Here is a 22,196-nt window from a genome sequence, read left to right as displayed (position 1 = left end):
AGTTCCGAAAGCACGACGACGAGCGCTGCGCCTGCCCCGGCAGCCGCGCCCGCCGCCAGCAGTTGACCGTCGCGGCCCGGCCGGGCTGCGACCAACCCGCGCCGCCGGCGCGGTTCATTGACGGCAGATGATGAAAAAGACGACCCTGAAATCGGTGTTTCTGACCGGCCTGCTGGTTCTCGTCCCGCTCGCGATCACGCTGTGGGTGCTCGGTCTCATCATCGGCACGATGGACCAGACACTGCTGCTGCTGCCCGAATCGTGGCAGCCCGAGCGGATGCTCGGCTTCCACTTGCCGGGGATCGGCGCGGTGCTGACGCTCGCGTTCATCTTCGTCGTCGGGCTGGCCACGCGGAACTTCATCGGCCAGAAGCTCGTCACGTGGTGGAACGCCGTGGTGCGTCACATCCCGGTCGTCGGGCCGATCTACACGAGCGTCAAGCAGGTGTCGGACACGCTGCTGTCGAGCAGTGGCAATGCGTTCCGCAAGGCGCTGCTGATCGAATACCCGCGTCGCGGCTCGTATACGATCGCGTTTCTGACCGGCACGCCGGGCGGCGACGTGCTCAATCATCTGACGGAAGAATACGTGAGCGTCTATATTCCGACGACGCCGAACCCGACGTCGGGCTTCTTCCTGATGCTGCCGAAGAGCGAAGTCATCGAACTCGACATGTCGGTCGATGCCGCGCTCAAGTACATCGTCTCGATGGGCGTGGTGGCGCCCCCGGCGCCGGTTCCGGCGCCTGCGCGCCGCCCCGTCGAGCCGCCGCTGTAAGTAAAGAATCATCGCCCGGGCCGCGCGTTGCGGCGCCCGTTGATCAAACCGAACGAAAGCAAACATCATGTCGATGCGTACTGAATACTGCGGTCTCGTGACCGAACACCTGCTGGGCCAAACCGTGTCGCTGTGCGGCTGGGTGCAGCGCCGCCGCGATCACGGCGGTGTGATCTTCATCGACCTGCGCGATCGTGAAGGCCTCGTGCAGGTGGTGTGCGACCCGGATCGCGCGGAAATGTTCGCGACCGCCGAAGGCGTGCGCAACGAGTTCTGCGTGCAGATCAAGGGCCTCGTGCGCAACCGTCCGGACGGCACGGTCAACGCCGGCCTGAAGAGCGGCAAGATCGAAGTGCTGTGTCACGAACTGAACGTGCTGAACGCGTCGGTCACGCCGCCGTTCCAGCTCGACGACGACAACCTGTCGGAAACGACGCGCCTCACGCACCGCGTGCTCGACCTGCGCCGCCCGCAGATGCAGCACAACCTGCGCCTGCGCTACCGCGTCGCGATCGAAGCGCGCAAGTACCTCGACGAGCAGGGCTTCATCGACATCGAAACGCCGATGCTGACGAAGAGCACGCCGGAAGGCGCACGCGACTACCTCGTGCCGTCGCGCGTGAACGCGGGCCAGTTCTTCGCGCTGCCGCAGTCGCCGCAGCTGTTCAAGCAGCTGCTGATGGTCGCGAACTTCGACCGTTACTACCAGATCACCAAGTGCTTCCGCGACGAAGACCTCCGTGCCGACCGTCAGCCGGAATTCACGCAGATCGACTGCGAAACGTCGTTCCTCGGCGAGCAGGAAATCCGTGACCTGTTCGAAGACATGATCCGTCACATCTTCAAGACGACGATCGACGTCGAACTCGACGCGAAATTCCCGGTGATGCCGTACTCGGAAGCGATGGCGCGTTTCGGTTCGGACAAGCCGGACCTGCGCGTGCAGCTCGAGTTCACCGAGCTGACCGACGCGATGAAGGACGTCGACTTCAAGGTGTTCAGCACGCCGGCCAACGCGAAGGACGGCCGTGTCGCGGCGCTGCGCGTGCCGAAGGGCGGCGAGCTGTCGCGCGGCGACATCGACGGCTACACCGAATTCGTGCGCATCTACGGCGCGAAGGGCCTCGCCTGGATCAAGGTCAACGAGAAGGCGAAGGGCCGTGACGGCCTGCAGAGCCCGATCGTCAAGAACCTGCACGACGCGTCGATCGCGGCGATCCTCGAGCGCACCGGCGCTGAAGACGGCGACATCATCTTCTTCGCGGCCGACCGCGCGAAGGTCGTCAACGACAGCCTCGGCGCGCTGCGCCTGAAGATCGGCCATTCGGAGTTCGGCAAGGCGAACGGTCTGGTCCAGGCCGGCTGGAAGCCGCTGTGGGTCGTCGACTTCCCGATGTTCGAATACGACGACGAAGATGCGCGCTACGTCGCTGCGCACCACCCGTTCACGAGCCCGAAGGACGAGCACCTCGAGTACCTCGAGACCGACCCGGGCCGCTGCCTCGCGAAGGCCTACGACATGGTGCTGAACGGCTGGGAAATCGGCGGCGGCTCGGTGCGTATCTATCAGGAGGAGGTGCAGAGCAAGGTGTTCCGTGCACTGAAGATCGGTGCGGAAGAGGCTCAGCTCAAGTTCGGCTTCCTGCTGGATGCACTGCAGTACGGCGCGCCGCCGCACGGCGGTATCGCGTTCGGTCTCGACCGCATCGTCACGATGATGGCCGGCGCCGATTCGATCCGCGACGTGATCGCGTTCCCGAAGACGCAGCGTGCGCAGGATCTGCTCACGCAGGCACCGAGCCCGGTCGACGAGCGTCAGCTGCGCGAACTGCACATCCGCCTGCGTCAGCCGGAGCAGCCGAAGGCGTAACGCGCTTCGCATCCGGTCGTGTGTGCGTTCGCGCGCACACGACGCTCATGAAAAAGGCGCTGCGATGCGCCTTTTTCGTTTTTTGCGGTACAGTCGCAGCACTTGCCGCCCGTTCGGAGCCTGTGCCCGGCGCGCGGCCCCGTGCTGCATGAAACAAAGATGACGAAGCCGCCGAAAATCCCCGAATCCGTTCTTGTCGTGATCTACACGCCCGACCTCGATGTGCTCGTGATCAAGCGTGCCGACCAGCCCGATTTCTGGCAATCGGTGACCGGCTCGAAGGACGCGCTCGACGAGCCGCTCGCGGTCACCGCCGCGCGCGAAGTGGCCGAGGAAACCGGCATTGTGGTCGGCACCGCGGATGTGCCGGCCAGCGCGCTCGTCGACTGGCGCCACCGGATCGAGTACACGATCTATCCACAATACCTGCACCGCTATGCGCCGGGCGTCACGCGCAACACCGAGCACTGGTTCGGCCTGTGCGTGCCGCATCGCGTCGACGTGACGCTGTCGCCGCGCGAGCACGTCGACCATGCGTGGCTGCCGTTCCGCGAGGCGGCCGCGCGCTGCTTCTCGCCGTCGAATGCCGAGGCGATCCTGCAATTGCCCGCGCGCGTGGCACTCTCGCGCGCGCCGCACGGCTCGTCCGCATGACGGCGGAAGCCCGCAAGCGCTTCGCGCAATTGCGGCAGATGTTCCTGCAGGAACGCGGTTCCGCGTCGCGGCTCGCCTTTACGTCGGACAACACCGTGCGGCTGTGCGAGGGCGGCGGCGCATTCTTCCGGGCACTGATCGAGCGGATCGATGCCGCCTGCGAGCAGGTGATGCTCGAAACCTACATCTTCTGCGACGACGCGGCCGGCCGGCCGGTGTCGGACGCGCTGATCCGCGCGGCGCAGCGCGGCGTGCGCGTGCGCGTGATCACCGACGGCATCGGCACCGCGCGCCTGCCGCTGTTCGACACGTGGGTGGCGGCCGGCGTCGAGCACTGCATCTACAACCGTTTCCTGTTCGGCCGCTTCGGCTTCTCGCGCACGCATCGCAAGCTCGCGGTGATCGATCACGCGGTTGCATTCTGCGGCGGCATCAATATCGTCGACGACTACGCGCAGGGCGGCGCGACGCTGCCGTTTCCGCGCTGGGATTTCGCGGTCGAGATGGCGGGGCCCGCAGTGTCGGACGTGCGCGCCGCGTTCGAATTGCAGTGGCACCGGATCATGTTCGGCCACAAGCCGTATGCGCAATATGCAGCCGGGCTGCATGGCGGGGAAGCGTTCCCCGACATGTTCCGGCGCTGGATGCGCAGCCATCGCTGGATCAAGGCCGGCGCGCTGCGGGTCGTGACGGAGCCGAGCGTCGCGTTCGTCGCGCGCGACAACGTCGTGAACCGTCGCGCGATCGAGAAGGCGTATCTCGCGGCGATCGGCCAGGCACGCCAGCGGATCCTGCTGGCCAATCCGTACTTCATGCCGGGGCGCAAGCTGCGCCGTGCGCTGGCGGGCGCCGCGCGGCGCGGTGTCGACGTGCGGATCCTGATCGGCCGCAAGGAATTCGCGGCACTCGATACGGCCGTGCCGTTCCTGTATCACGCGCTGCTGCGCGCGGGCGTGCGCGTGGCCGAGTACGACAAGACGATGCTGCACGGCAAGGTGGCCGTGATCGACGACAACTGGGCGACGGTCGGTTCGTCGAATCTGGACGCGCTGAGCCTGATGTTGAACAATGAGGCGAATGTCGTGCTGGTGCGCTACGATGCTGTCACGAACGAACTGCGCGACGCGATCGCGGCCGCGTTTGCCGACGGCCGGGAAATCGACCCCGCCCGATTCGCCGCGCGCCCGCGCATCGAGCGCATGCTGAACTGGCTTGCCTATACGGCGTATCGTGTCGTGATGAAGGCGCTGACGGTCGGTGGTTACGACTGACGCAGACTAAGCGTTCGCTTCAAAAATCTGTCCGCACGTTCGTGCGGAAAAGCCGCTCCGGTCCCGCCGGAATCGCGCAAAATAGCGGCTCGGTTAGACACCGGTTTCTAATAATTTCCTTGTTTCGCGAGCGGCCGCACTCAATAATAGTACGGCCGTTCGATTTTATTCGAACCCCCGAACGGTTACAGAAATAGCTATGCGAAAAGGCGAACAGACGCGTGCCGCGATACTTGAAGCTGCTTTGGACCTCGCCAGCCGTGACGGGCTGGAGGGGCTGACGATCGGCCTGCTGGCCGAGCGCATGCAGATGAGCAAGAGCGGCGTGTTCGCGCACTTCGGATCGCGCGAGGACCTGCAGGTCGAGGTCGTCCGCGAGTATCACCATCGTTTCGAAAACGAGGTGTTCTTTCCGAGCCTGCGCGAGCCGCGAGGCTTGCCGCGCCTTCGGGCGATGCTGGCCCGCTGGACGGAGAAGCGCATCCAGGAGGTGACGACCGGATGCATCTACATCAGCGGGGCCGTCGAGTACGACGACCGGCCTGACAGCCCCGTGCGCGAGCAGTTGATCGCGAGCGTGACGGCCTGGCGTGCCGCGATGCTGCGGGCCATTTCGCAGGCGAAGGAAGAAGGCCATCTGCGTGCGGATACCGATCCGGACCTGATGCTCTTCGAGTTGTACAGCTTCACGCTCGGCCTGCATCACGACGCACGTTTCCTGCATTCGCCGGATGCCGTGCGCCTCACGTGGGCCGCGCTGGAAAAGACGATTGTTTCGTATCAGAGCGAGAGCCGTTAGCGGCGCGTGATCCGCCCGCCAGGAGCTCGAGCCGTTTTGCCCACCTTTGGAGAGAGTCATGGGACAGTACGCCGCGCCGCTGCGCGACATGCAATTCGTGTTGCACGAGCTTCTGAACGTCGAAGCCGAAGTCAAGCAAATGCCCAAGCATGCGGACCTCGACGCCGACACGATCAACCAGGTCCTCGAGGAAGCGGGCAAGTTCTGCTCCGAGGTACTGTTCCCGCTGAACCAGGTCGGCGACCGCGAAGGCTGCACGTATGAAGGCGACGGCGTCGTGAAGACCCCGACCGGCTTCAAGGAGGCCTACCAGCAATACGTCGAGGCCGGCTGGCCGGCGCTCGGCTGCGATCCGGACTACGGCGGCCAGGGCCTGCCCGCGTTCGTGAACAACGCGCTCTACGAAATGCTGAACTCGGCGAACCAGGCATGGACGATGTATCCGGGCCTGTCGCACGGCGCGTACGAATGCCTGCACGCGCACGGCGCGCCGGAACTCCAGAAGCAATACCTGCCGAAGCTCGTGTCGGGCGAATGGACGGGCACGATGTGCCTGACCGAGCCGCACTGCGGCACCGACCTCGGCATCCTGCGCACCAAGGCCGAACCGAACGGCGACGGCTCGTACTCGATCAGCGGCACGAAGATCTTCATCTCGAGCGGCGAGCACGACATGTCGAAGAACATCATCCACCTCGTGCTCGCGCGCCTGCCGGACGCGCCGCAGGGCACGAAGGGGATCTCGCTGTTCATCGTGCCGAAGTTCATTCCGGACGCGTCGGGCGAACCGGGCGAGCGCAACGGCATCAAGTGCGGCTCGATCGAGCACAAGATGGGCATCCACGGCAACTCGACGTGCGTGATGAACCTCGACGGTGCGAAGGGCTGGATGGTCGGCGAGCCGAACAAGGGCTTGAACGCGATGTTCGTGATGATGAATGCCGCGCGTCTCGGCGTCGGCATGCAGGGCCTCGGCCTCACGGAAGTCGCGTACCAGAACTCGCTTACGTACGCGAAGGAACGCCTGCAGATGCGTTCGCTGACGGGCCCGAAGGCACCGGACAAGCCGGCCGACCCGATCATCGTGCACCCGGACGTGCGTCGCATGCTGCTCACGCAGAAGGCCTATGCTGAAGGCGCGCGCGCGTTCACGTACTGGTCCGCGCTGCAGATCGACAAGGAACTGTCGCACGCCGACGAAGCGGTGCGCAAGGAAGCGGCCGATCTCGTCGCGCTGCTCACGCCGATCATCAAGGCGTTCCTGACCGACAACGCGTTCGAGTCGACCAACCACGCGATGCAGATCTACGGCGGCCACGGCTTCATCTCCGAGTGGGGCATGGAGCAGTACGTGCGCGACGCGCGGATCAACATGATCTACGAAGGCACGAACTCGATCCAGTCGCTCGACCTGCTGGGCCGCAAGGTGCTCGGCGACATGGGCGCGAAGCTGAAGAAGTTCGGCAAGCTCGTGACGGAATTCGCGGAAGCCGAAGGCGTGAAGCCGGAAATGGCCGAGTTCATCAACCCGCTCGCCGACATCGGCGACAAGGTGCAGAAGCTGACGATGGAAATCGGCATGAAGGCGATGCAGAACCCCGACGAAGTCGGTGCCGCCGCCGTGCCGTACCTGCGCACCGTCGGCCACCTGGTGTTCTCGTACTTCTGGGCGCGCATGGCACGCCTCGCCCTCGACAAGGAAGCGTCGGGCGATCCGTTCTACAAGTCGAAGCTCGCGACGGCACGCTTCTACTTCGCGCGCCTGCTGCCCGAGACGGCGTCGACGATCCGCGCCGCACGCGCCGGTTCGAAGACGCTGATGGAAGTCGACGAATCGCTGTTCTGATGCGAGTCCGGGCGGGGCGCGAGGCGCGCCGCCCGGATGCATCGGTTCCTGGTACTCACTTCTCCGTGCAGCCCCAACCTCCGCGCTGCACGACACTATCCGGAGACATCCCGTGAGCAATTTCCTGATTCGCAAGGTCGCCGTGCTGGGCGCCGGCGTGATGGGCGCGCAGATCGCCGCGCACCTCATCAACGCGCGCGTGCCGGTGCTGCTGTTCGACCTGCCGGCCAAGGAAGGCCCGAAAAACGCGATCGCGCTGAAGGCGATCGAGAACCTCAAGAAGCTGTCGCCCGCGCCGTTCGGCGTGAAGGACGACGCGAAATACCTCGAAGCCGCGAACTACGAAGACGACATCGCGAAGCTCGCCGAGTGCGACGTCGTGATCGAAGCGATCGCCGAGCGGATGGACTGGAAGCACGACCTGTACAAGAAGGTCGCGCCGCACATCGCGCCGAACGCGATCTTCGCGACCAACACGTCGGGCCTGTCGATCACGAAGCTGTCCGAAGGTTTCTCGGACGAGCTGAAGTCGCGCTTCTGCGGCGTGCACTTCTTCAACCCGCCGCGCTACATGCACCTCGTCGAGCTGATCCCGACCGCGCATACGCGCCCGGAGATCCTCGACCAGCTCGAAACCTTCCTGACGAGCATCGTCGGCAAGGGCGTCGTGCGCGCGAAGGACACGCCGAACTTCATCGCGAACCGCGTCGGCATCTTTTCGATCCTCGCGGTGATCACCGAGGCCGCGAAGTTCGGCCTGCGCTTCGACGAAGTCGACGACCTGACGGGCAGCCGCCTCGGCCGCGCGAAGTCGGCGACGTTCCGCACCGCGGACGTGGTCGGCCTCGACACGATGGCGCACGTGATCAAGACGATGCAGGACAACCTCGCCGACGATCCGTTCTTCCCGGTCTACCAGACGCCCGCCGTGCTCGCCGAACTGGTGAAGCAGGGCGCGCTCGGCCAGAAGACGGGCGGCGGTTTCTACAAGAAGGAAGGCAAGGCGATCAAGGTGCTCGACGCGAAGACGGGCACCTATGTCGACTCGGGCGCGAAGGCTGACGAAACGGTCGGCCGCATCCTGAAGCGCCCGCCGGCGGAACGCCTGAAGCTGCTGCGCGAGACGGACCATCCGCACGCGCAGTTCCTGTGGTCGATCTTCCGCGACGTGTTCCACTACATCGGCGTGCATCTCGAATCGATCGCCGACAACGCGCGCGACGTCGACCTCGCGATCCGCTGGGGCTTCGGCTGGAACGAAGGCCCGTTCGAAGGCTGGCAGGCCGCCGGCTGGAAGCAGGTCGCCGAGTGGGTGCAGGAAGACATCGCGGCCGGCAAGGCGCTCGCGAACGTGCCGCTGCCGTCGTGGGTGCTCGAAGGCGCGGTTGCCGAGAAGGGCGGCGTGCACACGGCCGAAGGCTCGTGGGCACCGGCTGCGAAGCGCTTCGTGCCGCGTTCGGACCTCGCGGTCTACGACAAGCAGGTATTCCGCGCGCCGCTGCTCGGCGAAGCGGGTGCCGATCCGAAGACGTACGGCAAGACGCTGTTCGAGACCGACGCGGTGCGCGCATGGGTCGACGATCGTGCGGGTGAAGACGACGTCGTGATCGTGTCGTTCAAGTCGAAGATGAACACGATCGGACCGAGCGTGATCGACGGCCTCGTGCAGGCGATCGAACTCGCGGAGAAGGACTACAAGGGCGTGGTGATCTGGCAGCCGACGTCGCTGAAGCTCGGCACGCCGGGCGGCCCGTTCTCGGCCGGCGCGAACCTCGAAGAGGCGATGCCCGCGTTCATGATGGGCGGCGCGAAGGGTATCGAGCCGTTCGTGAAGAAGTTCCAGGAAGGCATGCTGCGCGTGAAGTACGCGAACGTGCCGGTCGTCGCGGCCGTGTCGGGCATCGCGCTCGGCGGCGGGTGCGAGCTGATGCTGCACAGCGCGAAGCGCGTCGTCCACGTCGAGAGCTACATCGGCCTCGTCGAAGTGGGTGTCGGCCTCGTGCCGGCGGGCGGCGGCCTGAAGGAAGCGGCGCTGCGCGCAGCGGACGCCGCGACGGCCGCGAACGCGACCACCGACATCCTGAAGTTCGTCACGAAGTCGTTCGAGAACGCGGCGATGGCGAAGGTCTCGGCCTCCGCGCACGATGCACGTGCGATGGGCTACGTGAAGCCGTCCGACACGATCGTCTTCAACGTGTTCGAACTGCTCGACACCGCGAAGAAGGAAGCGCGTGCGCTGGCCGCCACCGGCTACCGCGCACCGCTGCGTGCGAAGGACGTGCCGGTCGCGGGCCGCTCGGCGATCGCGACGATCAAGGCATCGCTCGTCAACATGCGTGACGGCCGCTTCATCAGCGACCACGACTACCTGATCGCGAGCCGCATCGCCGAAGCCGTGTGCGGCGGCGACGTCGAAGCCGGCAGCCTCGTCGACGAGCAGTGGCTGCTCGCGCTCGAGCGCCGTGCGTTCGTCGAGCTGCTCGGCACGCAGAAGACGCAGGAACGGATCATGGGCATGTTGCAGACCGGCAAGCCGGTGCGTAACTGAGCGAGCGATAAGGCAAGGAGTCTCAAATGAGCAAACAATTGCAAGACGCATACATCGTCGCCGCCAGCCGCACGCCGATCGGCAAGGCCCCGCGCGGTGTCTTCAAGAACACGCGCCCGGACGAGCTGCTGGTCCACGCGATCAAGTCGGCGGTTGCGCAGGTGCCGGGCTTCGACACGAAGCTGATCGAGGACGCGATCATCGGCTGCGCGATTCCGGAAGCCGAACAGGGCCTGAACGTCGCGCGGATGGGCGCGCTGCTCGCGGGCCTGCCGCAGACGGTCGGCGGCGTGACGGTCAACCGCTTCTGCGCGTCGGGCATCACGGCGCTCGCGATGGCGGCCGACCGCATCCGCGTCGGCGAATCGGACGCGATCTTCGCGGGCGGTTGCGAATCGATGAGCATGGTGCCGATGATGGGCAACAAGCCGTCGATGTCGCCGCACATCTTCGATCGCAATGAAGACTTCGGCATCGCATACGGGATGGGCCTGACGGCCGAGCGCGTCGCCGAGCAGTGGAAGGTGAGCCGCGAAGACCAGGACGCGTTCTCGGTCGAATCGCACCGCAAGGCGCTTGCCGCGCAGCAGGCCGGCGAGTTCAACGACGAGATCGCCGCGTACACGATCACCGAGCGTTTCCCGAACCTCGCGACCGGCGAAGTCGACGTGAAGACGCGCGAGATCAAGCTCGACGAAGGTCCGCGCGCGGACACGTCGCTCGAAGGCCTCGCGAAGCTGCGCACGGTATTCGCGAACAAGGGCTCGGTCACGGCCGGCAACAGCTCGCAGACGTCGGACGGCGCGGGTGCGCTGCTCGTCGTGTCGGAGAAGGTGCTGAAGGAATTCAACCTGACGCCGCTCGCGCGCTTCGTGAGCTTCGCGGTGCGTGGCGTGCCGCCGGAAATCATGGGCATCGGCCCGAAGGAAGCGATTCCGGCCGCGCTGAAGGCTGCCGGCCTGAAGCAGGACGATCTCGACTGGATCGAGCTGAACGAAGCGTTCGCCGCGCAATCGCTGGCGGTGATGCGCGATCTCGGCCTCGACCCGTCGAAGGTCAACCCGATGGGCGGCGCGATCGCACTCGGCCACCCGCTCGGCGCGACCGGCGCGATCCGCGCGGCGACCGTCGTGCACGGCCTGCGCCGCCGTAACCTGAAGTACGGGATGGTCACGATGTGCGTCGGCACCGGCATGGGTGCCGCGGGCATCATCGAACGCCTGTAAGCAGGACACGACGCAAAGCGACGACGGTGCGCGGGCCACAAGCTTGCGCACCGTTTTTTCGTTCCGGTAGAGGAAAGTCAAAGGAGACGGTTGTGGCTGAAATTCAAGTGGAACGCGCCGAAGGCGTGATGACGATCACAATCTCGCGCCCGGCGAAGAAGAACGCGCTGACGGCGGCGATGTACCAGACGATGGCCGATGCGCTCGCCGACGCGCAGGAAGACAAGGCGATCCGCGTGATCCTGCTGCGCGGCAGCGACGGCAATTTCACCGCGGGGAACGATCTCGAGGATTTCATGAAGGCGCCGCCGAAGGACGACACCGCTCCGGTGTTCCAGTTCCTTGCGCGGATCAGCACCGCGAGCAAGCCGATCGTGGCCGCCGTGCCGGGCCTCGCGATCGGCGTCGGCGTGACGATGCTGCTGCACTGCGATCTGGTGTACGCAGCCGACACCGCGACGTTCTCGCTGCCGTTCGCGCAGCTCGGCCTGTGCCCGGAAGCCGCGTCGAGCGTGCTGCTGCCGCGTCTGGCCGGCCATCAGGTCGCCGCCGAGAAGCTGCTGCTCGGCGAGGCGTTCGACGCGCTGGAAGCGCACCGGATCGGCATCGTCAACCGCGTGCTGCCGGCGGCCGAGCTCGACGCGTTCGCGGCGAAGCAGGCGGCGAAGCTCGCGGCGCTGCCGGCGGCGTCGCTGCGCGTGACGAAGGCGCTGCTGAAGGATACGGGCGGTGTGGCGACGTCCGCGCGGATGGCCGAGGAGGCGGGCCACTTCGCCGCGATGCTGCGCGCGCCCGAAGCGCGCGAGGCGATGACGGCGTTCTTCGAGAAGCGCAAGCCGGATTTCCGTCAGTTCGACTGACGGAGCAGGCCGCGCCGGCGATGGCTCGCCGGCGCGCCGCCGCGAACGCGATCAGGCCGTGCCGTAGTCGACGTGGCCGGTTTCGCGGCAGAAGCTGACGAGCCGCAGGTCGGCTGCTTTCGCGATTTCGATCGCGAGCGACGACGGCGCGGAGATCGTCGCCACCATCGGGATGCCGACCCGTGCGGCCTTGCGCACGAGCTCGTAGCTCGCGCGGCTCGACAGGAACACGAAGCCGTCGGTCGGGTCGGCGCGCGACAGCACGAGCGAGCCGATCAGCTTGTCGAGCGCGTTGTGGCGGCCGACGTCCTCGAACGCCATCCGGATCGCGCCTGTTGCGTCGCACCACGCGGCCGCGTGCAGGCCGCCCGTGAGCCGCGTGAGCGCCTGATGCGCCGGCAGCGCCTGCGCCGCGCGCGTGAGCGCGTCGGGGGCGAGGCGCGCGAGAAAGCCCGTATCGGGCACGCGTTCGGGCGCGAGGTCGAGCAGGTCGATGCTTTCGATCCCGCATACGCCGCAGCCGGTGCGCCCCGCGAGCGCGCGGCGCCGGTCCTTCAGCGCGGCGAACGCCTGCTGGACGACCTCCAGGTGGACTTCCGCATGCGGCAGCGGGGCGTCGGCGTGCAGGATCACCTCGATGTCCTTGATGTCGCTGCCGCGTGCGACGATCCCTTCCGAGATCGCGAAACCGACCGCGAACGCTTCGAGGTCGCACGGCGTACACATCATCACCGCGTGCGAGATGCCGTTGAAGACGAGGGCGACGGGCCATTCCTGGCCCACGTAGTCGTGCGCGGTTTCGACGGCGCCGCCGCGCGTGCGGCGTACGGACAGTTCGATCGCGCCGCGCGGTTCGTCGCGCATTTCACCGGATTCGGTCGGATTCACGAGCACTCCCGTTGATTCGGCGCGCGGGCGGCGGCATTCGTATCCGCCGCCCGCACGCAGAGGTTCTAAAATACCCCAGGCAAGCCGGCCGCGCCGGCATCCGCCACATCAGGTAACGATCATGGGACTCAGCGACGCTCCACTGCTATTCGCCTTCGAACACGAATCGTCGGAAAACTTCACGTACATCCCGATGATCGTGCGTTTCAATCTCGACCGTTTCGGTCTGCGGATTTCGCTGGAGCAGTGGCAACTGCTGCCGCTCGAGGACCGCAAGCTGCTCGCACGCTTTCCGGCCGACGACGACACCGCGATCGAGCCCAACTTCGATCACGCGCTGTTCGAAATGCTGCGTACGCACGCGGATCTGGAGCCCTCGTGGTTCCAGCCGGACGAGCAGCCGGCCTGGCGCGCCACCGACATCGTGCCGGAGTCGCTCGTGCAGCAGAGCGCGCTGGCCGGACTGACGGCGCCCGGGCTTGCGCAGTGGCAGCGGCTTGCGCCGTTCCAGCGCTACGTGCTGGTGAAGCTGTCGCGCAAGCCGAAGCTGAACCACGATTTCCTGCCCGCGATGCGGGAGTTCGGGCTGACGGCCACGCACTGAGGTGGCCGCAGCCGGGTGGAGGGGGAGCGCCGTTCGGCGCTCGTCCGTCAGAGCGGCGGCAGTTGCCGCGGCTTGCGGTCGGGGCCGGTCGCGACGTAGGTGAGCGTCGCTTCGGTGACCTTCACGATTTCACCCATCAGGCGCATGCGCTGCGCGTACACCTCGACGTCGACCGTGATCGACGTGTTGCCGGTGCGCATGATGGTCGCGTAGAAGCTCAGCAGATCGCCGACGAACACCGGCTGCTTGAACACGAACGAGTTGACCGCGACCGTCGCGACGCGACCGTTCGCGCGCTGGCTCGCGGGGATCGAGCCGGCGATGTCGACCTGCGACATGATCCAGCCGCCGAACACGTCGCCGTGGACGTTCGCGTCGTGCGGTTGCGGGACGACGCGCAGCGCGGGCTGTTTTTGCGGGAGTTCGAGGGTCGAATCGGTCATGGCGGGGCTTTCATCCTGTAAGAAACATGCCGCCGCGCGCAGGCCGGCCGGCGAGGGCGCCGGCAGCGGCGCGAAGCGGCTTCTGCGACAATACAACGTTCGCAAATTGTACGAGAAAGTGAGCGAGCCGGCCGCCGATCACGCGCCCGGCACCGCCGCCGATCCTTCCCCTCATGCGCCGATTTCCTGCTTCCGGCGAGCCCGCGCCGGCTTCGACCGGGCCCCGCAACGACTGGCAGACCATCCGGTCGCTGCTGCCGTACCTGACCACCTACAAATGGCGCGTCGCGCTCGCGCTCGGCTGCCTGATCGGCGCGAAGGTCGCGAACCTCGGCGTGCCGGTCGTGATGAAGCGCATCGTCGACCACCTGTCCTACGTCCAGCAGATCACCGCACTCGGCCGCGCCGAACAGTCGGCCGGCATCGTGCTCGCGGGCGGCGTCGGGTTGCTGGTCGTCGCGTATGCGCTCGTGCGGCTGTCGACGTCGCTGTTCACCGAGCTGCGCGAGATCCTGTTCTCGAAGGTCACCGAGAGCGCGGTGCGCCAGCTCGCGCTGCAGGTGTTCCGGCATCTACACGGGCTGTCGCTGCGGTTCCATCTCGAACGCCAGACGGGCGGCATGTCGCGCGACATCGAGCGCGGCACGCGCGGCATCCAGCAACTGATCTCGTATTCGCTGTACAGCATCCTGCCGACGCTCGTCGAGGTCGGGCTCGTGCTCGGCTTCTTCGTGGTCAAGTACGAGGCCTATTACGCGTACGTGACGTTCGCGGCGCTGGTCACGTACATCGTGTTCACGGTGAAGGTCACCAACTGGCGTACGCATTTCCGCCGCACGATGAACGAACTCGATTCGCGCGCGAACTCACGGGCGATCGATTCGCTGATCAACTACGAGACGGTCAAGTATTTCGGCAACGAGGAGTGGGAGGCGCAGCGCTACGACGAGAATCTCAAGCGCTACCGGAAAGCCGCGATCCGCTCGCAGAATTCACTGTCGGTGCTGAACTTCGGCCAGCAGGCGATCATCGGCACGGGGCTCGTGTTCATCCTGTGGCGCGCGACGCAGGGCGTGCTCGCGGGCAAGCTGACGCTCGGCGATCTCGTGCTGATCAACACGTTCATGCTGCAGCTGTACATTCCGCTGAACTTTCTCGGCGTCGTCTATCGCGAGCTGAAGCAGAGCCTCACCGACATGGACCGGATGTTCGGGCTGCTGTCGGCCGCGAAGGAAGTGGCCGACCTGCCCGATGCGCGGCCGCTCGCGGTCGCCGGCGCGCAGGTGCGCTTCGAGCACGTGAATTTCGCGTACGAGGCGTCGCGGCCGATCCTGCACGACGTGTCCTTCACGATCGACGCGGGCACGACGACCGCGGTGGTCGGCCACAGCGGCTCCGGGAAGTCGACGCTGTCGCGGCTGCTGTTTCGTTTCTACGATCTCGACCGGCAGGCGGGCGGCGCGATCCGGATCGACGGCCAGGATATCCGCGACGTCACGCAGGATTCGCTGCGTGCGTCGATCGGGATCGTGCCGCAGGACACCGTGCTGTTCAACGACTCGATCTACTACAACATCGCGTACGGCCGGCCGAGCGCGACCCGCGACGAGGTGATCGCGGCCGCGCGCGCCGCGCACATCCACGATTTCATCGAAAGCTTGCCGAAGGGTTATGACACGCCGGTCGGCGAGCGCGGGCTGAAGTTGTCTGGCGGCGAGAAGCAGCGCGTCGCGATCGCGCGCACGCTGTTGAAGGATCCGCCGGTGCTGCTGTTCGACGAGGCGACTTCGGCGCTCGATTCGCGCTCGGAGCGGGCGATCCAGCACGAGCTCGACCAGATCGCGCGGCATCGCACGACGCTCGTGATCGCGCACCGGCTGTCGACGGTCGTGCACGCGCAGCAGATCCTCGTGATGGATCACGGGCGGATCGTCGAGCGAGGCACGCACGACGAACTCGTGCGCGCCGACGGGTTGTATGCGCAGATGTGGGCGCTGCAGCAGCAGCGCGCGGCGGCGGGCGGGGAAGAGGCCGAGGCCGCGTAGGCGCGGGCATTGCGCGGTGCGCGGCAGGAACGGGCGGTGTGGTGCTGTCAGGGCCGGGTGACTCGGCGGAGCGTCGGCGACATCGGATCCTGGAGCTTGGTCCGGCGCCGGTCGGTCGCGCGGTCGTTGACGAGTCGGGGTATCGACCGCCGAACCGCCGAACCGCCGAACCGCCGAACCGCCGAACCGCCGAACCGCCGAACCGCCGAACCGCCGAACCGCCGAACCGCCGAACCGCCGAACCGCCGAACCGCCGAACCGCCGAACCGCCGAACCGCCGCTCAGCCGCTCAGCCGCTCAGCCGCTCAGCCGCTCAGCCGATCAGCCGCTCAGCCACCCAGCCGCGAAACGATCAGCCCGCGGCGCGCAGCCGCGCGTCGAGCTCGCCGAGCTGCGCGGGCGTGCCGACGTTCTCCCAAATACCTTCGTACAGTTCGCCGCTCGCGCGGCCGGCTTCGATCGCCGCGCGATAGTACGGCGTCAGCGCGCGTCGCGTGCCGGGCGCGAGATCGCGGAACATCCGCGTGTCGTACAGGCCGATGTTGCCGAACGTGAAGCGCGCGGCGCCGTCGAGCGCCAGGCGGCCGTCGTCGCCGAGCGCGAAGTCGCCGGCCGGGTGGAACGGCGGGTTCGGCACCATCACGAGGTGCATCGCCGGCGCGTCGAGCGCGGCCATCCGGGCAGCGCGCGGCGCGAGCGTCCGGTAGTCGAAGGCGCAGTACACGTCGCCGCTGACCGCCGCGAACACGGCCGGTTGTCCGTCGCGCTCGAGCAGCGGCAACGCCTGCGCGATGCCGCCCGCGGTTTCCAGTGCCTCGCCTTCGGCCGAGTACGCGAGCCGTACGCCCCAGCGCGACCCGTCGCCGAGCGCGGCCTCGATCTGTTCGCCGAGCCACGCGTGGTTGATCACGATCGTCTCGATACCCGCGCGTGCGAGCGCTTCGATCTGCCACGCGATCAGCGGCTTGCCGCCCGCTTCGAGGAGCGGCTTCGGGCGGGTGTCGGTGAGCGGGCGCATCCGTTCGCCGCGCCCGGCGGCGAAGATCATCGCCGTCGTCAGGGTGTTGCTCATGTTCGGCCGGGTGTCAGGAGAGTCGGAACGATCAGAACGTATAGCCCACGTCGGCCGGCGCGTTGCCCTCGAGCTCGTCGAGCAGCTTCGCGAACGGCACGAGCGGGCGGTAGCGCAGCGCGACCTTGCGCGCATACGCGATGAAGCGCGGCAGGTCGTTCAGGTAATGGGGCTTGCCGTCGCGGTAATTGATGCGCGCGAACAGGCCGAGCACCTTGATGTGGCGCTGCAGCCCCATCCATTCGAGCTGGCGGTAGAACTCGCCGAAATCGGGATCGACCGGCAGGCCGGCCTTTTTCGCCCTTTCCCAGTAGTACGCGAAGCAGTCGAGCTCGAACTCCTCGTCCCAGCTGATGAAGGCGTCGCGCAGCAGCGACACGACGTCGTACGTCAGCGGCCCGTAGACGGCGTCCTGGAAGTCGAGGATGCCCGGGTTCGGCTCGCACACCATCAGGTTGCGCGGCATGAAGTCGCGCAGCATGAAACCCTGCGGCTGCGCGTGGGCGCTCGCGACCAGCAGCGCGAAGGTGCGGTCGAGCGTGCCACGCATCGCGTCGGTGACGGGCTTGCCGAGGTGGCGGCCGACGAACCATTCGGGCATCAGCTCCATCTCGCGGCGCAGGAACGCCTCGTCGAACGGCGGCAGCACGTCGGGTTTCGACGTGAGCTGGAAGCGGATCAGCGCATCGAGTGCTTCGCGCATCAGCGGTTTCGCGGCGGCCGGGTCGGCCGGATCGAGCACCGAGATGTACGGCGTGCGGCCGAGATCGGTCACGAGCATGAAACCCGCGTCGAAATCGTGGGCCAGCACGTCCGGCACGTGGTCGCCGGCCGCGGCGAGCAGCTGCGCGACCTGGACGAACTCGCGGCACTTCTCGGGCGGCGGCGCGTCGACGGCGATCAGCGTGCCGCCGGCGCTCGTGGCCGACGCAATCCGGAAATAGCGGCGGAAACTGGCGTCCGACGATGCGGGTGCGAGGGTCGACAGGTCGAGCGCGTAGCGCTCGGCGAGCGGGTGCAGCCACGCGGTGAGCGCTTCGAGGCGGGCGTCGGGCTGGGATGCGGCGGATGGGGGCGTCATGAAACTCGGAGGAGGGGGGAACGTCTTGCCATATAATACCCCACGACTTTTTTGACGCACCCCGCGTCAGCTTTCCGCCGTGCAGGCCCGCCGCCTGTCGCGCCGCCATCCGATCGCCCCCCCGGTTTGCGCTCAGCCGCAGTCGCGGTGCGACGGCGCGGCCCGCCGTGCGCGAATGTGCCGCGACGGCGCGGCTGACAAGGGGCGATTCGCCAAACGATAGATGCCGCCCAAACCGCTATTCCCGAATGTTTTCCCCGGTGACGGGGTGCCGCGCAAACGGCGGCTCGCGCTCGCGCTCCTGGCCGTGCCCGGCCTCGTGCCGGCCGTGTCGTACGCGCAGCTGTCGGGCGCGGCCGCGCAGCCGCAGCCGCTCGACTCGCCGTGGGATCTGCGTCTCGCGCCCCAGCTCGAGGATCGCCCGCTGAAGGAGGGCGCGAAGCCGGCCGCCTTCGTGATCGCCGACCACACGAGCGGCACCGCCGAGCAGGATCTCGCCGCGAAGGGTTCGGCCGAGCTGCGGCGCGGTGACGCCGTCGTGAAGGCCGACGCGATCCACTACGATCAGGATACGGACATGGCCGATGCGTACGGCCAGGTCAGGGTGATCAATTCCGGCACGTCGTTCGCGGGCCCCGAGGCGCACCTGAAGATCGAGGCGAACCAGGGCTTCATGACGGCGCCGAAGTATCACTTCAACGTGACGGGCGGCTCGGGCAGCGCGGAGCGTGTCGACATGGTCGACAACGAGCGCTCGGTGTTCGTCAACGGTACCTATACCGCGTGCCAGTGCTCGACGAACCCCGCGTGGTACATCAAGGGCAGCCGCTTCGACTTCGATACGGGCGCCGACGAAGGCACCGCGCGCAACGGCGTGCTGTTCTTCCAGGGCGTGCCGATCTTCGCGAGCCCGTGGATGACGTTCCCGCTGTCGGGCGAGCGGCGCAGCGGCCTGCTGCCGCCGACGTTCTCGGTGAACTCGAGTAACGGCTTCGAGCTGACGCTGCCTTACTACTTCAACATCGCGCCGAACCGCGACCTGACGCTCACGCCGCGCATCATCTCGCGGCGCGGCGTGATGACCGAGGCGACGTTCCGCTACCTGTCGCCGTCGTATTCGGGCACATTCACGGCCAATTACCTGCCGGATGATCGGCTCGAGCACCGCAACCGCTACGCGATCTACTGGCAGCACCAGCAGAACTTCGGCGGCGGTTTCGGCGGCTACGTCTACTACAACAAGGTCTCGGACAATCTGTATCCCGAGCAACTGGGTTCGTCGAACCAGTTCATCAACGGGACGCAGACGCTGTACCAGCAGGAAGCGGGCCTCACGTACAACAACGGCCCGTGGTCGGTGCTCGCGCGCTACCAGCACTGGCAGACGCTGCCGCCGTCGATCGCGCCGTACAGCCGCGAGCCGCAGTTGAACGTGAAGTACACGAAGTACAACGTCGGCGGCTTCGACTTCGGCGCGGAAGCCGACTATTCGCGGTTCCGCATCACGACGGCCGACGCGACCGAAGGCGACCGGATCGTCTTCAACCCGTACATCGCGTACGGCGTGTACGGCCCCGGCTACTTCGTCGTGCCGAAGGTCCAGTACCACTTCGCGTCGTACGACCTGAACTACCTGTCGTCGAAAACGCCGAACAGCCCGAAGCGCTTCACCGAGTCGATCCCGACCGTGAGCTTCGATTCGGGCCTGATCTTCGACCGCTCGGTGCGCCTGTTCGGCCAGGATTTCATCCAGACCCTCGAGCCGCGCCTGTACTACGTGTACACGCCGTATCGCGACCAGTCGAACGCGCCGCTGTTCGACACCGCGGAATCGGACTTCGGCCTCGCGGAGATCTACCAGCCGAACACGTTCGTCGGCAACGACCGGATCGCCGATGCGAACCGCATCACGGCCGGCCTGACGTCGCGCTTCATCGATCCGCGCACCGGCGACGAGCGTGCGCGTTTCGTGATCGCGCAGCAGTACTACTTCGCCGATCAGCGCGTCACGCTGAATGCCGGGCAGAGTGCGGTGCTGGCGCGCCACTCGGACCTGATCGTCGGGGCCGCGCTGAAGCTCGGTTCGGGTTTCATGTCCGAGACGGCGTTCCAGTACAACCAGAACAACAACCAGCTCGTGAAGTCGAGCGTCGGTTTCGGCTACAGCCCGGGCGAGCGCCGCGTGATCAACGTCGGCTACCGCTATACGCGTGCGAACACCACGCTCGACAACCAGCCGATCAACCAGTTCCTGGTGTCCGCGCAATGGCCGCTCACGCGCCGCCTGTATGCGATCGGCCGCTTCAACTACGATCTCGCCGGCGATCGCGTGGTCGACGGTCTGGTCGGCTTACAATACGACGCGGATTGCTGGGCGCTCGGGGTCGGGGTGCAGCGGGCGGCGAACGGTATCAATTCGTCCGGACAGCAGAATTCGTCGACGCGCTTCATGATGCAGCTCACGCTCAAGGGCCTGTCGACCGTCGACAACGGCCTCGTGTCCGCGTTCCGCGCCGGGGTGCCGGGCTACACGCCGCTGCCGCCGCCGCCGCCGCCGATGTCCCGCTTCAGCAACTACGAGTAACGCCGGCTTGTCTGCACCGGTCAGCACGATTTCAATGGAGTTCCAGTGGCAATGAAGAAAACCCTTCGTTTCGCGGCAGTCGTGTCCAGCCTCGCTGCGGCGGCCGCGCTGCTCGCCTCTGCGCCGGCCGCGGCGCAGGCGCTCGGTTCGCAAGGTGCGCAGCTCGCCGACGAAGTCGTCGCGGTCGTCAACAACGACGTGATCACCGGCCGCGAACTCGACCAGCGGGCCGGCCTGATCGCGCGCCGGCTGCAGCAGCAGAACGCCCCCGTGCCGCCGACCGACCAGTTGCGCGCGCAGGTGCTGAACCAGATGGTGCTCGAGCGTATCCAGGTGCAGAAGGCCAAGGACGACGGGATCCGCATCGACGACGCGACGGTACAGTCCACGCTGCAGCGCCTCGCGCAGGCGAACGGCATGACGCTCGACCAGTACCGTGCGCGTCTCGAGGCGCAAGGCGTGCCCTGGAGCATCTTCACGAGCGATGCGCGCACCGAACTGATGCTGTCGAAGCTGCGCGAGCGCGAGGTCGACGGCAAGATCACCGTGTCGGACGCCGAGGTCGCGAACTACATCGCGAGCCAGCGCGGGCCGAACGCGTCGCAGCAGCAGGACCTGCGCTTCCAGCACATCTTCATCAAGGCACCGACCAACGCGCCGCAGGCCGACATCGAAGCCGCGCAGAAGAAGGCTGACGCGTTGCTGCAGCAGGCGAAGTCGGGTGCCGATTTCGAGAAGCTCGCGAAGAACAATTCGGAAGCGAACGACGCGAAGAAGGGCGGTGACCTCGGCTTCAAGTCGCCGAGCGCGCTGCCGGCCGACGTCGTCGACGCCGCATCGAAGCTGCGCCCGGGCCAGGTCAACCCGACGCTGATCCGCGTGCCGGACGGCTTCGAGATCGTGCGTCTCGTCGATCGTCGCCAGAGCCAGGGCGCGTCGGCCGCGGCACCGAAGATCGTCCAGACGCACGTGCGCCACATCCTGTTGCGCGTGGGCGAAGGCAAGTCCGAAGGCCAGGCGCGCCAGCAACTGGCCGACATCCGCAACCAGGTCGAGGCCGGCGGCGATTTCGCGAAGTTCGCGCGCACGTATTCGCAGGACGGTTCGGCGTCGCAGGGCGGCGATCTCGGCTGGATCAGCCCGGGCGAGACCGTGCCGGAATTCGAGCGCGTGATGAACAACCTGCAGGACGGCCAGATCAGCCAGCCGATCCGTACCGAGTACGGCTATCACCTGATCCAGGTGCTGGGCCGCCGCGAAGCGGAAGGTTCGGTGCAGCAGCAGATGGATATCGCGCGTCAGGCGATCGGCCAGCGCAAGGCCGAGCAGGCGTACGCCGACTGGCTGCGCGAGCTGCGCGATTCGTCGTACGTGCAGTACAAGATCGGCGGCGTCGGCCCGGCGAACTGAGCGAGCTTCCGATGACCACGCCCGCGCTGCAGATCGCGATCACGACCGGCGAACCCGCGGGGGTCGGCCCGGAACTGACCGTGCAGGCGCTGCGTGATGCCGCGCAGCGCTGGCCCGACGCGCATTTCACCGTGCTCGGCGATGCGGCGCTGCTCGACGCGCGTGCGGCGGCCGTCGGCGCCGACCGGGCCACGCTGGCCGGCAGCGGGCCGGTGTC

17 protein-coding genes and 1 pseudogene are annotated in these 22,196 nt (G+C 66.8%); 14 read left to right on the top strand and 4 right to left on the bottom strand.

What is annotated here, in order from left to right; genetic code table 11:
• The first annotated feature begins 127 nt into the window (after positions 1-127).
• The 9 genes from DPV74_RS25255 to DPV74_RS25215 all read left to right on the top strand — a co-directional run bounded on the left by DPV74_RS25255 (position 128) and on the right by DPV74_RS25215 (position 11,852).
• Complete coding sequence (locus DPV74_RS25255) at positions 128-778, top strand: DUF502 domain-containing protein (protein WP_027789155.1); 651 nt, start codon at positions 128-130, stop codon at positions 776-778.
• A gap of 67 nt (positions 779-845) precedes the next feature.
• Complete coding sequence (gene aspS, locus DPV74_RS25250) at positions 846-2,648, top strand: aspartate--tRNA ligase (RefSeq protein WP_021158416.1); 1,803 nt, start codon at positions 846-848, stop codon at positions 2,646-2,648.
• 159 nt (positions 2,649-2,807) lie between these two features.
• Positions 2,808-3,302, top strand: coding sequence for a dihydroneopterin triphosphate diphosphatase (gene nudB / locus DPV74_RS25245; RefSeq protein ID WP_060083126.1), 495 nt, complete (start codon positions 2,808-2,810; stop codon positions 3,300-3,302).
• Positions 3,299-4,573: a cardiolipin synthase ClsB gene (gene clsB / locus DPV74_RS25240; protein ID WP_119338182.1), complete on the top strand. Its 1,275-nt coding sequence runs from the start codon at positions 3,299-3,301 to the stop codon at positions 4,571-4,573. The genes nudB and clsB overlap by 4 nt, the downstream gene beginning before the upstream one ends.
• Positions 4,574-4,772: 199 nt before the next feature.
• Positions 4,773-5,372: a TetR/AcrR family transcriptional regulator gene (locus tag DPV74_RS25235; protein ID WP_006751498.1), complete on the top strand. Its 600-nt coding sequence runs from the start codon at positions 4,773-4,775 to the stop codon at positions 5,370-5,372.
• Positions 5,373-5,430: 58 nt separating this feature from the next.
• Positions 5,431-7,218 (top strand): acyl-CoA dehydrogenase C-terminal domain-containing protein, encoded by a 1,788-nt coding sequence (locus DPV74_RS25230; RefSeq protein ID WP_060174887.1) that lies wholly within the window; start codon positions 5,431-5,433, stop codon positions 7,216-7,218.
• Between the two features lie 112 nt (positions 7,219-7,330).
• Positions 7,331-9,766, top strand: coding sequence for a 3-hydroxyacyl-CoA dehydrogenase/enoyl-CoA hydratase family protein (locus tag DPV74_RS25225; protein ID WP_021158421.1), 2,436 nt, complete (start codon positions 7,331-7,333; stop codon positions 9,764-9,766).
• 26 nt (positions 9,767-9,792) lie between these two features.
• Positions 9,793-10,992, top strand: a complete 1,200-nt coding sequence (locus DPV74_RS25220) for an acetyl-CoA C-acyltransferase (protein ID WP_027789158.1) — start codon at positions 9,793-9,795, stop codon at positions 10,990-10,992.
• Positions 10,993-11,084: 92 nt separating this feature from the next.
• The gene (locus DPV74_RS25215; RefSeq protein ID WP_027789159.1) at positions 11,085-11,852 is read left to right on the top strand and encodes an enoyl-CoA hydratase; all 768 of its coding nucleotides are present in this window, start codon (positions 11,085-11,087) and stop codon (positions 11,850-11,852) included.
• Positions 11,853-11,903: 51 nt separating this feature from the next.
• Here DPV74_RS25215 and fdhD read toward each other — a convergent pair whose 3' ends face one another.
• The gene (gene fdhD, locus DPV74_RS25210; protein ID WP_374708988.1) at positions 11,904-12,746 is read right to left on the bottom strand and encodes a formate dehydrogenase accessory sulfurtransferase FdhD; all 843 of its coding nucleotides are present in this window, start codon (positions 12,744-12,746) and stop codon (positions 11,904-11,906) included.
• 115 nt (positions 12,747-12,861) lie between these two features.
• On the opposite strand from fdhD, the gene DPV74_RS25205 reads away from it, so the two are divergent.
• Entirely contained in the window at positions 12,862-13,344 is a 483-nt protein-coding gene (locus DPV74_RS25205) for a nitrate reductase associated protein (RefSeq protein ID WP_027789161.1), read from the top strand.
• 47 nt (positions 13,345-13,391) lie between these two features.
• On the opposite strand, the gene DPV74_RS25200 is transcribed toward DPV74_RS25205, so the two are convergent.
• Positions 13,392-13,787: an acyl-CoA thioesterase gene (locus DPV74_RS25200; RefSeq protein WP_027789162.1), complete on the bottom strand. Its 396-nt coding sequence runs from the start codon at positions 13,785-13,787 to the stop codon at positions 13,392-13,394.
• Positions 13,788-13,960: 173 nt separating this feature from the next.
• On the opposite strand from DPV74_RS25200, the gene DPV74_RS25195 reads away from it, so the two are divergent.
• Positions 13,961-15,832, top strand: a complete 1,872-nt coding sequence (locus DPV74_RS25195; protein ID WP_027789163.1) for an ABC transporter ATP-binding protein/permease — start codon at positions 13,961-13,963, stop codon at positions 15,830-15,832.
• 352 nt (positions 15,833-16,184) lie between these two features.
• Here the strand turns inward: DPV74_RS25195 and murU are convergent, their stop codons facing one another.
• Positions 16,185-16,904: an N-acetylmuramate alpha-1-phosphate uridylyltransferase MurU gene (gene murU / locus DPV74_RS25190; RefSeq protein WP_059699913.1), complete on the bottom strand. Its 720-nt coding sequence runs from the start codon at positions 16,902-16,904 to the stop codon at positions 16,185-16,187.
• 31 nt (positions 16,905-16,935) lie between these two features.
• Positions 16,936-17,985, bottom strand: coding sequence for an aminoglycoside phosphotransferase family protein (locus DPV74_RS25185; protein WP_060083101.1), 1,050 nt, complete (start codon positions 17,983-17,985; stop codon positions 16,936-16,938).
• A 223-nt stretch (positions 17,986-18,208) separates the two neighbouring features.
• Between DPV74_RS25185 and DPV74_RS25180 the strand changes: the two genes are divergently transcribed.
• The 3 genes and pseudogenes from DPV74_RS25180 to pdxA form a co-directional block, all read left to right on the top strand.
• A complete protein-coding gene (locus DPV74_RS25180; protein WP_027789166.1) occupies positions 18,209-20,569 on the top strand; it encodes an LPS-assembly protein LptD in 2,361 nt (786 codons plus the stop codon).
• Positions 20,570-20,620: 51 nt separating this feature from the next.
• On the top strand, positions 20,621-21,979 hold the full coding sequence (locus tag DPV74_RS25175; protein ID WP_119338181.1) for a peptidylprolyl isomerase: 1,359 nt from the start codon (positions 20,621-20,623) through the stop codon (positions 21,977-21,979).
• Between the two features lie 11 nt (positions 21,980-21,990).
• Positions 21,991-22,196, top strand: a pseudogene (pdxA, locus tag DPV74_RS25170) (4-hydroxythreonine-4-phosphate dehydrogenase); the annotation flags it as partial.

The sequence above is a fragment of the Burkholderia sp. HAN2018 genome (assembly GCF_024704855.1).
GTDB classification, from domain to species: Bacteria; Pseudomonadota; Gammaproteobacteria; order Burkholderiales; family Burkholderiaceae; genus Burkholderia; species Burkholderia cepacia.
This window is presented reverse-complemented; position numbering and strand designations above follow the sequence as displayed.